General features: G+C 76.4%; 11 protein-coding genes and 1 pseudogene. 6 read left to right on the forward strand and 6 right to left on the reverse strand.

What is annotated here, in order from left to right:
* Positions 1–184 precede the first annotated feature (184 nt).
* Positions 185–4,666 carry a hypothetical protein gene (locus DMP15_RS05390; protein WP_337825513.1) on the forward strand — a complete coding sequence of 1,494 codons (4,482 nt, stop codon included), beginning with the start codon at positions 185–187 and terminating at the stop codon, positions 4,664–4,666.
* A complete protein-coding gene (locus DMP15_RS05395) occupies positions 4,663–5,655 on the forward strand; it encodes a DUF2399 domain-containing protein (RefSeq protein ID WP_179761745.1) in 993 nt (330 codons plus the stop codon). Before DMP15_RS05390 ends, DMP15_RS05395 begins: the two co-directional genes overlap by 4 nt.
* Before the next feature lie 18 nt (positions 5,656–5,673).
* Here the strand turns inward: DMP15_RS05395 and DMP15_RS05400 are convergent, their stop codons facing one another.
* The 3 genes from DMP15_RS05400 to DMP15_RS05410 form a co-directional block, all read right to left on the reverse strand.
* Positions 5,674–6,078, reverse strand: a complete 405-nt coding sequence (locus DMP15_RS05400) for a PepSY domain-containing protein (RefSeq protein ID WP_337825514.1) — start codon at positions 6,076–6,078, stop codon at positions 5,674–5,676.
* 107 nt (positions 6,079–6,185) lie between these two features.
* Complete coding sequence (locus tag DMP15_RS05405) at positions 6,186–7,463, reverse strand: HAMP domain-containing sensor histidine kinase (protein ID WP_337825515.1); 1,278 nt, start codon at positions 7,461–7,463, stop codon at positions 6,186–6,188.
* On the reverse strand, positions 7,463–8,173 hold the full coding sequence (locus DMP15_RS05410) for a response regulator transcription factor (RefSeq protein WP_253068900.1): 711 nt from the start codon (positions 8,171–8,173) through the stop codon (positions 7,463–7,465). The genes DMP15_RS05405 and DMP15_RS05410 overlap by 1 nt, the downstream gene beginning before the upstream one ends.
* A 103-nt stretch (positions 8,174–8,276) precedes the next feature.
* Here DMP15_RS05410 and DMP15_RS05415 point away from each other — a divergent pair, with 103 nt between their 5' ends.
* Positions 8,277–8,738, forward strand: a complete 462-nt coding sequence (locus tag DMP15_RS05415; RefSeq protein ID WP_073576603.1) for a hypothetical protein — start codon at positions 8,277–8,279, stop codon at positions 8,736–8,738.
* A gap of 85 nt (positions 8,739–8,823) precedes the next feature.
* Here the strand turns inward: DMP15_RS05415 and DMP15_RS05420 are convergent, their stop codons facing one another.
* The 3 genes from DMP15_RS05420 to DMP15_RS05430 form a co-directional block, all read right to left on the reverse strand.
* Positions 8,824–9,108 (reverse strand): MoaD/ThiS family protein, encoded by a 285-nt coding sequence (locus DMP15_RS05420; RefSeq protein WP_083658803.1) that lies wholly within the window; start codon positions 9,106–9,108, stop codon positions 8,824–8,826.
* A gap of 2 nt (positions 9,109–9,110) precedes the next feature.
* Complete coding sequence (moaA, locus tag DMP15_RS05425; RefSeq protein ID WP_073576602.1) at positions 9,111–10,169, reverse strand: GTP 3',8-cyclase MoaA; 1,059 nt, start codon at positions 10,167–10,169, stop codon at positions 9,111–9,113.
* A 152-nt stretch (positions 10,170–10,321) separates the two neighbouring features.
* Entirely contained in the window at positions 10,322–11,542 is a 1,221-nt protein-coding gene (locus DMP15_RS05430; RefSeq protein ID WP_443217691.1) for an acyl-CoA dehydrogenase family protein, read from the reverse strand.
* Between the two features lie 107 nt (positions 11,543–11,649).
* On the opposite strand from DMP15_RS05430, the gene DMP15_RS05435 reads away from it, so the two are divergent.
* From DMP15_RS05435 to DMP15_RS30285, 3 genes and pseudogenes are all read left to right on the forward strand, one after another.
* On the forward strand, positions 11,650–12,054 hold the full coding sequence (locus DMP15_RS05435) for a TOBE domain-containing protein (RefSeq protein ID WP_062398137.1): 405 nt from the start codon (positions 11,650–11,652) through the stop codon (positions 12,052–12,054).
* 95 nt (positions 12,055–12,149) lie between these two features.
* Positions 12,150–12,923, forward strand: coding sequence for an ABC transporter permease (locus tag DMP15_RS05440; RefSeq protein ID WP_337826674.1), 774 nt, complete (start codon positions 12,150–12,152; stop codon positions 12,921–12,923).
* Positions 12,920–13,426, forward strand: a pseudogene (locus tag DMP15_RS30285) (ATP-binding cassette domain-containing protein); the annotation flags it as partial. The gene DMP15_RS05440 and the pseudogene DMP15_RS30285, both read left to right, overlap by 4 nt.
* Positions 13,427–13,441: the final 15 nt, after the last annotated feature.

Here is a 13,441-nt window from a genome sequence, read left to right on the forward strand (position 1 = left end):
GTCGATCCCGTCGGCGGGGCTGTGTCGGGGGAACCCGCTGACCCGGTAAGCGAGTTCGCACAGGACGGCGCCGGGGGTGGCGACACGGCCGGGGACCGACACCCTGCCGATACGGGTACGGAGCGTGCGGATCCGGCCGGCCCGTCGGACACCCCGCCGACCGACCACCGCACGGAGGACCGCGATGTATGAGCTGACCCGGGTCCGCCTGTTCTCCGTCGGTCCGACCGCCGCGCGCTACCAGGACGTCGCACTCGACCTGCGGGGCGTCGGGGCCCCGGTGAAGGTCGCCGTCCAGGAGGACCTGTTCGCCCCGGACGCGCTCGACCGCTCGACGCCGCGTCGGCCGTCGCCGGCGTCGGTGCTGTTCCTGGAGAACGGCGGCGGCAAGTCCGTCCTGCTCAAGCTGATCTTCTCGGTCCTGCTGCCCGGGCGGCGCCAGGTCGTCGGGACCACCAGCACCACGGTGCTGGAGAACTTCGTGCTGGCCGAGGACGTGGCGCACGTCGTCTGCGAGTGGATGCACGTCGGTACCGGGCGGCTGCTGGTCACCGGGAAGGTGTCGGAGTGGCGCGGGCACGTCGCCTCCAGCGACCCGGAGAAGCTGGCCGACGCCTGGTTCTCCTTCCGGCCGGTCCCGGGGATGGGCCTCGACGACCTGCCGTTCACCCACGACGGGCGCCGGGTCACCCTGGCCGCCTTCCGGGAGCGCCTGCAGACCGCGCACCGCGAGCACCCCGACGCCGAGCTCGCCTGGGAGACCGGGCACCGGGACTGGACCCGCCACCTCGTCGAGGTCGGCCTGGACCCGGAGCTGTTCCGCTACCAGCGCGCGATGAACGCCGGCGAGGGCGAGGCCGCCGAGGCGTTCTCGTTCTCCTCCGACGAGGCGTTCGTCGACTTCCTGCTGCGCGCGGTGCTCGACCCGGCGGAGCCGCAGAACGTCGCCGAGCTCGTCGCCGGCTACGCCGACCGGCTCGCCCAGCGCGAGGAGCTGGAGACCGAGCGGGAGTTCGTCGACGGCACGCTGTCCCGGCTCGAGCCGATGGTCGACGCCGAGGCCACCGCGATCGCCGCCCGCGACACCGAGACGGCCGCGCGGACCGAGCTGGCGGCGACCGCGTCGCGGATCGCGGCCCGCCGGATCGCCGAGGAGGCCCGCTCGGTGACCGCCGCCGAGGAGGCCACCGGCGCGGTCGAGGCCGAGCAGTCCGCGGCCCGGACGGCGGAGCGGCTGCAGGACACCGTCGGTGAACTGCGCAGACTCACCGCGGGGCTCGCCGTCGAGGCCGCCGAGCGGACCGCGGCCGAGGCGACCCGCGAGCGCGACGCCGCGTCGGCCGTCTCGATGGCCCGCGACGCCGTCGAACCGGTCCTGGCGCACCGCGTCGCCGCCGCCGAGGCCGCGCGGCTGCGCGCCCGCGTCGAGGAGGAGGAGCAGAGGGCCCAGCCCGCGCTCGCCGCGCGGCAGGACGCCGCCCGCGCGCTCGCGGTCGCGCTGGCCCGGGTCGCCGCGGAGGCCGACGCCGCCGCCGACGCGGCGGAGGAGCACCGCGCCGACGCCGAGGAGCGCGCGGCGGCCGCCCGTCGCGAGCAGGTCACCCGCACCGCCGACGCCGCCCGCGCCGAGAGCGCCGCCGCCACCGCCCGCGAGGCCCTCGACGACCTCGACACCCGGGTCGCCGCCGCCGTCTCCGCCGGGCACCTGAAGGCGGGCTCGACCGCCGCCGACGTCGAGGACTCCGCGGCCGCCGCCCGGACCGAGGCGGAGCGGTGCGCCACCGCGCTCGCCGACGCCGACACCGCGGCCGCCACGATCCGCGAGGAGCGACGGGCCGCCGAGGCCCGCCGCACCGCCGCCCAGGACGCGGCGGCCGCCGCCCGCGCCGACGCCGCGACCGCCGAGGCCGCGCGCTCCGCCGCGGAGACCGACGCCGTCGCGCTCGCCGGGGAGGTCCGGCCCGCAGAGCTGCTCGGACTCGACGAGATCCGCCCGGACACCGACGCGGGCCTCGTCGTCGACACCCTGACCACCGCGATCCGCGGCGCCGAGCGGGAGCGGACGACCCTGCACGGCGACCAGCGCCGCGACGAACGCGCGCTCGCCGCGCTCGGCGACGGCGGCCTGCTGCCCGACCCGACGGAGATCGAGGACGTCCTCGCGGCGCTGGAGGCCGCCGGGATCACCGCCTGGTCCGGCCGTCGCTACCTGGCGAAGCTGCCCGCCCCCGACCGGGAGACCGTGCTGGCGCGGCTACCGCACCTGGCGGGCGGGGTGCTGCTCAACGACGCGCGCGACGCCGAGCGGGCCCGCGCCGAGCTGGACGCGGCGCGGCTGCTGCCGGCCTGCCTGGTCGCGGTCGGCACCACCGCCGCGCTGCGCGCCGACGCCGATGCGGCGCCCGGGATCGACTTCGTGGTGCCGCCCAACCCGGCCCTGCACGACGAGGAGGCCGCCGAGCAGGTCCGGGTCCGGCTCGTCGCCGAGACCACCGAGCGCGCCGCCCGGCTCGCCGAGCTGGAGACCGTCCTCGACGACGACCGCAGGCTGCGGGACCGGTTCGCCGCGCTGCGCGACCGTCGTCCCACCCTCGCCGACCTCACCGAGGCCGCCGAGGCCGCCGAGGCCGCACGGGCCGCGGCGGTCGCCGAGTACGAGGCGACCCGCGCCGAGGTCGAGGACGTCGACGAGCGCGCCGACCGGCTCACCGTCGACCGGCCCGGCCTGGAGCGCACCGCCGGGGACACCCGTCGCCGGGCGGACGCGCTCGCCGCGCTGCGCACCGAGCTCGCCCGCCGGGCGACGCACGAGGAGCGGATGCGCACCGGGGAGGCCGACGCCGCGCGGGCCCGCCAGGAGGCCGACGCCGCCGGGACCACCGCCGACCGCGCCGGTCGCGAGGCCGCCGACGCGCAGCAGACGCGCGACCGGCAGCGCGGCATCGGCATGATCCTGCGCGACGAGGCCGCGGCGCTCCCGGTCTCCACCGACGAGGTCGGCGGGCAGGACGGGGAGCCGGAGGGGACCCCCGAGGGGTCGCTGGCCGAGCTGCGCGAGGAGTTCCAGCGGGCCCGCGACGCCTACGCCTCGGCCTCCGTCGACACCGACCTGCAGGGTGCGCTGGAGCGGGCCGAGGCCGATGCGCGGGAGCGGCGGGTCGCCGTCGACGGGCTGCCGCGCACCGTCGTCGAGGCCGCGACGGCGTTCCTGCACACCCCCGACGGCGCCGACGCCGCCAGCCGCCGCGTCGCCGCCGAGCAGGCCCGGACCGCCTACGACGAGGCCGAGAGCCGCCGCGCCGACGCCGCGACCGAGCTGGCCGTCGCCCGCCGCGAACTGGAGCGGTTCACCGGCGGCGAGCGGCCGATCGACCCCTACGACCCGCCCCGCGACGCCGAGCACGGCCGCGAGCTGGTCGCCCGCGCCACGGCCGACCTGGACGCGGCGGGCAAGGACCTGGAACGCCGTCGTCGGGCCCGGACCGACGCCGAGGACGCCCACCGCACCGCCACCGACCTCGCCCGCGGGTTCGGGCTGGTCGTGTCCTCGCTGGACGAGACGCCCGAGCCGTCCGGGGTGCCGTTCGACGGCGACGTCGAGGCCGCCCAGGCTGCGCTCAAGCGCCACCAGAACGCCGTCCGCGACGCGGCGGGGGAGCGGACACGCGCCGAGAAGAAGGTCCGCGAGGGCGTCGACGCCGTCGCCCGCTTCGCCCAGGACCCGCGGTTCGCGACCCTGAGCTCCCCGGTGCACCGCCACATCGGCGGTGTCGACCGGTCGGAGATGCCCGGCCTCGCCGCGGAGTGGATCGCCGCGCTGCGCCCGCGGCTGCGCTCCCTCGACGACGACCTCGGCAACATCGAGCGGCACCGCTCCGGGATCGTCACCCGGCTGTCCGGGATGGTCGGCGAGGCGCTGCGGACGGTGCGCCTCGCGCAGCGGCTGTCCCAGCTGCCCGAGGGCCTCGGCGACTGGTCGGGCCAGCAGTTCCTGCGGATCCGGTTCGAGGAGCTGCCCGACGCGGCGCTGCGCCACGAGCTCGGCGCCGTCGTCGACCGCACCGCCACCGGCATGGCGGGCGGGAAGGCGAAGGACCGGCGCGACGGCATGTCCATGCTGCTGCGCGGGGTCCGGGCCGCGATGCCGAAGGGTGTCCGGGTCGAGATGCTCAAGCCCGACGCCGTGCTGCGCACCGAGCGGCTGCGCGTTTCCGCGATCAAGGACGTGTTCTCCGGCGGGCAGCAGCTGACCGCGGCGATCGTCCTGTACTGCACGATGGCGGCGCTGCGGGCGCACCAGCGCGGGCAGGGCAGGCGGGCGCACGCGGGCGTGCTGTTCCTCGACAACCCGATCGGGCGGGCGTCGGCGGGGTACCTGCTGGAGCTGCAGTTCGGCGTCGCACAGGCCCTCGGCGTGCAGCTGGTCTACACGACCGGGCTGTTCGACGCCGGCGCGCTGTCGTCGTTCCCGCTGCTCGTGCGGCTGCGCAACGACGCCGACCTGCGCGCCGGACGCAAGTACCTGTCCGTCGACGAGCGGGTCACCCGGTCGGTGCCCGACGCCGACGCCCCCGGCGGCCGGATCACCGCCGCCCGCGTCTACCGGCGCCCCGAGGCCGCGGTGGCCGCCGGCACCGGCGACGACGGCGCGGGGTCGGCCGGATGACCCCGCCCGGGCCGGTCGCGGAGCGGCTCGCGGAGCTGCTGGCGGCCTCCGGGCGGACCCGGATCCCGCGCTCGGCGGTGCGCGCGGCGTTCCTGCAGGCGGACCCCACGATGGTCGGCAGCGTCGACGCCCGGCGGAACCTCGCCGGGGTACTGGCCGAGCTGGCCGCCGCGGGCGTGCTGGAGCCGACCGGCCGGACCGACGACGGGGTGCCGCCGCTGCCGAACTCGGTACGGCTGGTCCGGCCGCGCACGGACGCCGCCCCGGCCGTGGACCGGGGACCGTGGCATCACGCGCTGTCCGGGGCCGCGGATCTCCGGCGGCCGTCGCGGGTGCTGCTGCAGGTCAACGACTGGCTGTTCGCCCACGCGTCCCGCGCGGTGGAGGTCCCGCTGCGCGAGCGCGCGCTGGAGATCACCGGCGACGAGAAGGCCTTCGACGGCCCGCTGCCCGGCGGGCTGACGCCGGAGGTCCTGCGGGCCCGCCGGGTCGTCCCGCCGCTGCACCGCGAGCGCCTGCCCGGCGGCGGGCCGGTGCTGCTCGTCGTCGAGAACGCCGACACCCTGGACTCGCTGCGCCGTGCCCTGGCGCCCGAGCCCGGCCCGGTCGGTGGCCTCGCCTGGGGCGCGGGGAACGCGTTCACCGCGTCGGTGCTCGCCCTGCGCGACGACCCGCCCGCGACGGTCCGTTACTTCGGCGACCTCGACGCCGCCGGGCTGCGGATCCCGCGTGCCGCCTCCGATCTCGCCGAGGCGCACGGCCTGCCGCCGGTGCGGCCCGCGACCGGGCTGTACCGGGCGCTGCTACGGCACGGGCGCCCGGCCTCGGCGCGGACGGTGGACCACAGCGACGTCGAGTGGCTCGACGCCGGACTGCGCGGCCCCGTCCGCGACCTCTTCGCGGCCGGGGCGCGCCTGGCCCAGGAGGCCGTCGGGGTCACGGTCCTGGCCGGCGACCCGGACTGGCGCGACGGGCTCGCCCCGGCCTGAGGGATCACCCGGTCCGGATCAGCTGTCGTCGCGGTCGTCGTCGGTGCGGTCGTTCCGGTCGACGTCGTGGTCGAGGACCTCACCGGTCGCGGCGTCGACGTCGACGTCGTGCTCGGCGTCGGCGGTGCGGACCTCGACCTCCCAGTGGTCGCGGCCGTCGGAGCGGGAGTCGTCGTCCCGGTCGTCGTCGGCGCGGTCGAACTCGACCGTCACGACCTGTCCGCCCCCGGCCCGCTCGACGGCGATCCGCTCGGCCGCGGCACGGTCCACGGCGGCACCGGCGCCCGGTGCGGGGGCGGTGTCGGCGGCGCTCTGCGCGGCGGGGGTCACGGCGATCTCGGCCGGCGAGGCGCACGCGGCACCGCCGCCGACGAGCAGGAGGCCGGTGGCGGCGAGGGCGGCGAGGGAGAGCGTCGAGGGCATCGGGATGTCCTTCCGGGAGGGGTCGTGCTGACACCGGTGACGATGCTGCGCTGTCGATCAACGGCGCGCTGCACGACTCCTAACGGCACCCCAAGATCGGTACCCGCTCAGCCCGCGGGCGGCCCCAGCTCCAGCTCCACCCGCAGCCCGCCCCCGGCCGGGGAGAGCACCGTCAGCGCCCCGCCGCCCTGGTCGGCGGTGCGCCGGGCGATGTCGAGGCCCAGCCCCGTCGACCCGCCGCCGCTGACACCGCGGGAGGTCGGGTCGGTCCCGGGCGGCAGCCCCGGACCGTCGTCGTGCACGACGATCCGGGCGCCCCCGCCGGCCCGGGCCGACAGCTCGACGTCGAAGGCCGTGCCGTCCGGGGTGTGCGCGAAGACGTTGCCCAGCAGCGCGTCCACACACGCCTCCAGGTCGCCGGGTGCGCAGGCCACGGGCAGCGGGCCGTCGGCCAGGTGCAGGGTCACCGAGCGGTCGGTGTCCTCGGCCAGCACCCGCCAGAACTCCACCCGCTCCCGGACGACGGCCGCCGCGTCCGCGCTGCGGGTCGTGCCGCCGCGTCGCCGGGCCTGCTCGATCGCACCCGTGACCGCGCGCCGGACGCCGTCGACCCCGGCCGACAGCCGTGCGGACTCGTCCGGGTCGCGCAGGGCCTCGGCGTCGAGCTGCAGGGCGGTCAGCGGGGTGCGGACCCGGTGTGCCAGGTCCGCGACGTTCTCCCGCTCCTCGCGCAGCAGCTCCGAGATCCGCCCGGCCAGCCCGTTCAGCGCGCTCGCGACGACACCGAGCTCGGCCGGGGCGCCGGGGTCGGCGCGCGCGGACAGGTCGCCGGCCGCGAGCCGCTCCGACACCCCGGACAGGTCGGTGGTGGCGTCGACGAGGGTGCGGGCCAGCCGGTCCGCGAGCAGCAGACCTCCGGCGAGCAGCACCAGCGACAGCCCGCCCAGCAGCAGCCAGGAGCGGGTCACCCCGCGGGTGAGCTCGGCGTCGGGGACGAACACGCGGATCGCGGCGTTGCCGCCCGCGGCGCCGGTCACCGCGAACACCAGCTCGCGCCCGCCGGCCGCCTCGGTCGACGCGCTCGTCCCGAGCAGACCCAGCCGGACGACCGGGCTGGGCGGTGCGGGCGCGCCGAGCACGGTGCCGTCGGGCAGGAACACCGAGACGTCGGAGGCGTCGCGGCCGTCGGCGTTCTGGACGGCGGGGGCCAGCACCGACCGGTTCCCGCCCGCGACGGCCGGGGTCAGCACCTGGGCCTGGACGGTCGCCGCGGACACCGCCGAGCTCTCGGCGACCGAGCGGATCAGCGTCGCGAGCGGGACCGCGAACGCGACCAGCACCAGCAGCACGGTCGCCCCGACGAGGACGAGGATGCGCCGGCGCATCAGGCGGTGTCCTCCCCGGTCCCCGGCGGCGCCGGCGGCGCGGACAGCCGGACCCCGACGCCGCGCACCGAGTGCAGGTAGCGCGGGGCCTGCGCGGTCTCGCCGAGCTTGCGGCGCAGCCACGACAGGTGCACGTCGACGGTCTTGTCGGCGCCGCCGTAGGGCTGCTGCCAGACCTCGGTCACCAGCTCCCGCTTGCTGACGACCTGGTCGGCACGGGCGGCGAGGTGGTGCAGCAGGTCGAACTCGCGCGGGGTCAGCTCCAGCTCGGTGCCGTCGAGCACCGCGCGCCGCGAACGGGGGTCGACCGACAGCCCGCCGACGACGACGGTGGGGTCGCCCGCCCCGTCGCCGAGCCGGCGCAGCACCGCCCGGATCCGGGCGTCGAGCTGGGCGGCGGCGAACGGTTTGACCAGGTAGTCGTCGGCTCCCGCGTCGAGCACGGAGACGATCTCGGTCTCGTCGTCGCGTGCGGTCGCGACGATCACCGGCACCGTGCTGGCGCCACGCAGCATCCGCAGCATGGTGGTGCCGTCCATGTCGGGCAGGCCGAGGTCGAGCACCACGAGGTCGGGCCGCTTCCCGACGGCGTGCTCCAGCCCGGCCATCGCGGTCGGTGCGGAGTCGACGGCGTGCCCCCGCTCGGTCAGCCCGCGGATGAGCGCTCCGCGGATGCCGGGGTCGTCCTCGACGATCAGGATCTGGGCCACGGAGGGAGAACCTATCCGCCGCGACCCCGACCGCGGTGGGGCACAGCCGTCGCTTGTGTCCCGTTTAGGGATCCGTTAACCGGGTCCGGGGCATGCTGTGCGCGTGGAACGACCGACGCGCCCCGTCCTGCAGATCGCGCTCTGGACCGCCGCGGCCGCGGGTGCCCTGCTCCTGGGCCTGACGGCCGTCGGGAGCATCGGCAGCGACCTCGCGGGCACACAGACGCAGCCGCTCAGCGCCGAGCAGGTGGACGCCCGCCTGGCCCAGCAGGCCGCCACCGCCGCGCCACCGGCACCCGCGCCCGTCCCGACGACGGCGCCCGCCTCCGCCCCGCCCGCGGTGGTGCAGGCCGGGACGGCGGGGAACATCCTGGTCCGGTGCGACGGCGCGGCCCCGCGGATCGTGTCGGTCAACCCCGCGCAGGGCTGGGAGCGCGAGGACGACACGGACATCGGCCCGGCCGAGGTCGTCTTCGACGGCGACGACGTCCCGGACGTCCGGGTCACGCTGAGCTGCGCCGGTGGGGTGCCGGCCGGCCGGGTCGCGACCGTCCCCGAGGACTGACCGACCGTCCCCGTGGACCGAGCGACCGCCCCCGAGGACCGAGCCGCGCGGAGGGACCGGGCCGCCCCGCCGGAGGCGCCGGGTCTCAGCCGCCGGCGAACGGCGGGAGCACGTCGAGCGTGGCCGCCCCGCCGACCGCGGTGGAGCGGTCGCGCACCGCCACCTCGTCGAGCAGGAAGCTGCAGCGCAGCAACACCTGCTCCAGCTCCGGGCCGTGCGCGGTGCCGAGTGCGGCGACGGCGTCGGCCACCGTCGCGCCGCCGGGGATCTCGACGGTCTCCTCACCGGTGCCGGCGGCCGCCTTGGCGGCGGCGAAGTAGCGGACGGTCAGCGTGCGGGTCACCAGGGGCGTGGTGAGCGAGGGGGTCATGCTCATCCTCCGATCGCGCTCATGGGGCGCGCGGGCTGCAGGAATCCGGGGTCGTCGATGCCGTGGCCCGCCTTCTTGCCCCACATCGCGTCGCGCCAGACGTCGGCGATCTCGGCGTCGGTCGCGCCGCCGCGGAGCATGGCGCGCAGGTCGGTCTCGCCGGTGGCGAACAGGCAGGTGCGGACCTGGCCGTCGGCGGTGAGACGGGTCCGGTCGCAGGCCCCGCAGAACGGGCGGGTCACCGAGGCGATCACCCCGACGGTGGCGGGGCCCCCGTCCACCACGAACCGCTCGGCGGGCGCGCCGCCACGGTCCTCGTCGGACGGGGTGAGCACGAAGCGCTCCTCGAGCCGCGCCAGGATCTCCTCGGCGGTGATCATCTCGGTGCGGCGCCAGCCGTGCTGGGCGTCGAGCGGCATCTGCTCGATGAAACGCAGCTGGTAGCCGTGGGTCAGCGCGAACTCCAGCAGGTCCGCGGCCTCGTCGTCGTTCACGCCGCGCAGCAGCACCGCGTTGATCTTCACCGGGGACAGGCCCGCGGCGTGCGCGGCGGCCATCCCGTCGATGACGTCCGACAGTCGGTCGCGCCGGGTGATCTGCGCGAACCGCTCCGGACGCAGGGTGTCCATCGAGACGTTGAGCCGGTTCACCCCGGAGGCCGCGAGGGCCCCGGCGCGGCGGGCGAGCCCGATGCCGTTGGTGGTCAGCGAGATGTCCGGGCGGGGCTCCAGCGCCGACGCCGCGGAGAAGATCTCCTCCAGGCCCTTGCGCAGCAGCGGTTCACCGCCGGTGAACCGCAGCTCCTCGATCCCGAGGTCGCGCACCGCCAGCGCGATCAGCCGGTTCAGCTCCGCGTCGGTCAGCTGCTCCTCGCGCGGCATCCAGTCCAGGCCCTCGGCGGGCATGCAGTAGGTGCAGCGCAGGTTGCAGCGGTCGGTGAGCGAGATCCGCAGGTCGGTCGCGACCCGGCCGAACCCGTCGACGAGACGGGGGTCGGCCGGTCGGGCCGGGTCCCGGGACGCGCCGCCCCGCAGCGACGGCAGGCCGAGCTCGGTGGTCATGGGCCCGAGGCTAACCCCCGCCGTGCGGGCCCGCCCAGGGCGGGTTTCCGCAGCTCAGAACCGTGATCCGCACCCGCGGACGTGGCTGGGGTCACGCCGTCGCAGGTGCGGAACTAGTCATCGTGTACCTAGTCGAAAGGACAGGGACACGATTACTTCTGGTGGGCCTTCAGCTCCTGCCGGGCGACCGAGCGGATGTGCACCTCGTCCGGTCCGTCGGCGAAGCGCAGGGCGCGCGCCCAGGCGTAGAAGTAGGCCAGCGGGGTGTCGTCGCTCATCGCGGCCCCGCCGTGCACCTGCATCGCCCGGTCGATCACGGTGCACGCCATCCGCGGCACGACGACCTTGATCGCGGCGATCTCGGTGGCCGCGCCCTTCGCGCCGTGGTTGTCGATCAACCACGCCGTCTTGAGCGTCAGCAGCCGGGCCTGCTCGATCTCCATCCGGCACAGCGCGATCTGCTCGCGCACCACGCCCTGCTCGGCCAGCGGCTTGCCGAACGCGACCCGCGCCTGCGCGCGCTCGGTCATCAGGTGCAGCGCGCGCTCGGCCATGCCGATCAGCCGCATGCAGTGGTGGATGCGACCGGGTCCGAGCCGGGCCTGCGCGATGGCGAACCCGCCGCCCTCCTCGCCGAGCAGGTTCGACGCCGGCACCCGCACGCCCTCGAGGCGCAGCTCGGAGTGCCCGTGCTGGTCCTGGAAGCCGAACGTCGGCAGGTGCCGCTCGATCGTCAGTCCAGGGGTGTCGCGCGGGACGAGGATCATCGACTGCCGGCGGTGCGTCGACACGGTGTCGTCGCTGTCGTCGGCGGTCTTGCCCATGACGATGAAGATCCGGCAGCGCTCGTCCGCGGCCCCGGAGATCCACCACTTGCGGCCGTCGACGACGTAGTCGTCGCCGTCGCGCCGGATCCGGGTCTCGATGTTCGTGGCGTCCGACGACGCGACGTCCGGCTCGGTCATCGCGAACGCCGAGCGGATCTCGCCGTCGAGCAGGGGCTCCAGCCACTGCTGCTTCTGCTCGTCGGTGCCGAACAGGTGGAGCGTCTCCATGTTCCCGGTGTCCGGGGCCTGGCAGTTGATCACCTCCGGCGCGATGACCGGGGACCAGCCGGAGACCTCTGCGACCGGCGCGTACTCCAGGTTCGACAGTCCCGAGACGTCCGGCAGGAACAGGTTCCACAGGCCGCGCCCGCGGGCCTTCGCCTTCAGCTCCTCGACCACCGGGGGCAGGGCCCACTCCTCCGGGGTGCCGCGCCGCTCGGCCCGGAACGCGTCGTAGGAGGCCTCGGCCGGGAGGACCTCCTCGTCGAGGAAGGCGCGCATACGCGCGGTGTAGTCGGCCGCCACGGCGCTGGGTGCGAAGTCCACGCCACCGATCAGATCACAGGTCCGCAGGCCCCGGCAGTGCGCGATCCCGACATCGTGCGGGGTATCCACCGTGGCACCCCCGCAGGCGCGACCATAGTATCCGGGTCGTGCCGCACTTCAGGATCTCCGAGGCCGCCCGACTGCTCGGCGTCAGCGACGACACCGTCCGCCGCTGGGTGGACGCGGGGACGCTGCCGGTGCAGGCGGACGCCTCGAACCGCAAGGTCATCGACGGCGCCGCGCTCGCCGCGTTCGCCCGGGATCACGCGTCCGCCCCGCCGGACCCCTCGGTGGTGCAGCGCTCGGCCCGCAACCGCATGGTCGGCCTGGTCACCTCGGTGCTGGCCGACACGGTGATGGCGCAGGTCGAGATGCAGTGCGGCCCGCACCGCGTGGTGTCGCTGATGAGCAGCGAGGCCGTGCGCGACCTCGGTCTCGAGCCCGGGGCGCTCGCGGTGGCGGTGATCAAGTCGACGAACGTGGTGGTGGAGACGCCGGGCGGGCACCTGTGACCCCCGGGGCCGGCACCGCCCCCGCGCCGGCCCCGACCCGGCGCCGCGAGGGCGCCGCCGACCGCCACGGCACGGGCGTCGGACTGCCGGTCTGGATGTGGGTCCCGGCCGGCATCGGATTCCTGGTCATCGCGCTCCCCGTGCTCGGGCTGCTGTGGGAGGCCGACTGGGCGGAGACCCCCCGCCTGCTCACCAGCGACGCCGCGCTGTCGGCGCTGCGCCTGTCGCTGCTCACCGCGGCGATCTCCACGACGCTGTGCCTGCTGCTCGGCGGGCCGCTCGCGGTGGTCCTGGCCCGCGGCCGGATCAACCGGTTGCCCAGCCTGATGCGCGGGATCCGCTCGGTCGTCCTGCTCCCGCTGGTGCTGCCGCCGGTCGTCGGCGGGCTCTCGCTGCTGTTCCTGCTCGGTGCGAACGGGCTGGTCGGGCGGGGCCTGGACACCGCGTTCGGGATCTTCATCCCGTTCTCGACGGCCGCGGTGGTCCTGGCGCAGACCTTCGTCGCCATGCCGTTCCTCATCGTGTCGCTGGAGGGCGCCCTGCGGACCGCGGGACAGCGCTACGAGGCGACCGCGGCCACCCTCGGCGCGTCGCCGGGGCTGGCCTTCCGCCGGGTCACCGTGCCGCTGGTGCTGCCCGGACTGGCGTCCGGGCTGGTGCTGGCCTTCGCCCGCTGCATGGGCGAGTTCGGGGCGACGATCGCGTTCGCCGGCAGCCTGGAGGGCACCACCCGGACCCTGCCGCTGCTGGTCTACCTGCAGGGCGAGACCGACGTCGCGGGAGCGGTCGCGCTGTCGCTGCTGCTGGTCGTCGTGTCGCTGGTCGTGATCGTCGTCGGGCGTCCGCGCGGGCTGGACGGCCGCGGATGAGCAGCGGCGGCGACACGGTGGAGCCCGGTGTGGACATGAGGGCGCGGCTGGACCGGGACGGGTTCGCCCTGGACCTGGAGCTGTCGGTCGCCGCGGGCGAGGTGCTCGCGGTGCTCGGACCGAACGGGGCGGGCAAGTCCACGATGCTCGGCATCCTGTCCGGGCTGCTGCGCCCGGACTCCGGGCACCTGCGCGTCGGCGGCCGGACCCTGCTCGACACCGCCGACGGGACCTTCGTGCCGCCGCACCGGCGCGGTGTCGGGCTGCTCGCCCAGGAGCCGCTGCTGTTCCCGCACCTGTCGGCGCTGGCGAACGTCGCGTTCGGGCCGCGTGCCCAGGGCACGCCCCGCGCCGCGGCCGACTCCCGGGCCCGCGAGCTGCTCGACGCCGTCGGTGTCGGCGGGCTCGCCGCCCGCCGCCCCGCGCAGCTGTCCGGCGGACAGCAGCAGCGGGTCGCGCTGGCCCGCGCGCTGGCCCCCGGGCCGGGGCTGCTGCTGCTCGACGAGCCGCTCGCCGCC

This window comes from Pseudonocardia sp. UM4_GMWB1, from assembly GCF_017312155.1.
In the GTDB taxonomy this organism is placed as follows: Bacteria; Actinomycetota; Actinomycetes; order Mycobacteriales; family Pseudonocardiaceae; genus Pseudonocardia; species Pseudonocardia alni.

What these genes read in the sequence shown, in the direction of transcription:
- DMP15_RS05390 (WP_337825513.1), top strand. Translation starts at nt 185, where the DNA reads ATGTATGAGCTGACCCGGGTCCGCCTGTTCTCCGTCGGTCCGACCGCC.
- DMP15_RS05440 (WP_337826674.1), top strand. Translation starts at nt 12,150, where the DNA reads ATGTGGGTCCCGGCCGGCATCGGATTCCTGGTCATCGCGCTCCCCGTG.
- DMP15_RS05405 (WP_337825515.1), bottom strand. Translation starts at nt 7,463, where the DNA reads ATGCGCCGGCGCATCCTCGTCCTCGTCGGGGCGACCGTGCTGCTGGTG.
- DMP15_RS05395 (WP_179761745.1), top strand. Translation starts at nt 4,663, where the DNA reads ATGACCCCGCCCGGGCCGGTCGCGGAGCGGCTCGCGGAGCTGCTGGCG.
- DMP15_RS05420 (WP_083658803.1), bottom strand. Translation starts at nt 9,108, where the DNA reads ATGACCCCCTCGCTCACCACGCCCCTGGTGACCCGCACGCTGACCGTC.
- DMP15_RS05400 (WP_337825514.1), bottom strand. Translation starts at nt 6,078, where the DNA reads ATGCCCTCGACGCTCTCCCTCGCCGCCCTCGCCGCCACCGGCCTCCTG.
- moaA (WP_073576602.1), bottom strand. Translation starts at nt 10,169, where the DNA reads ATGACCACCGAGCTCGGCCTGCCGTCGCTGCGGGGCGGCGCGTCCCGG.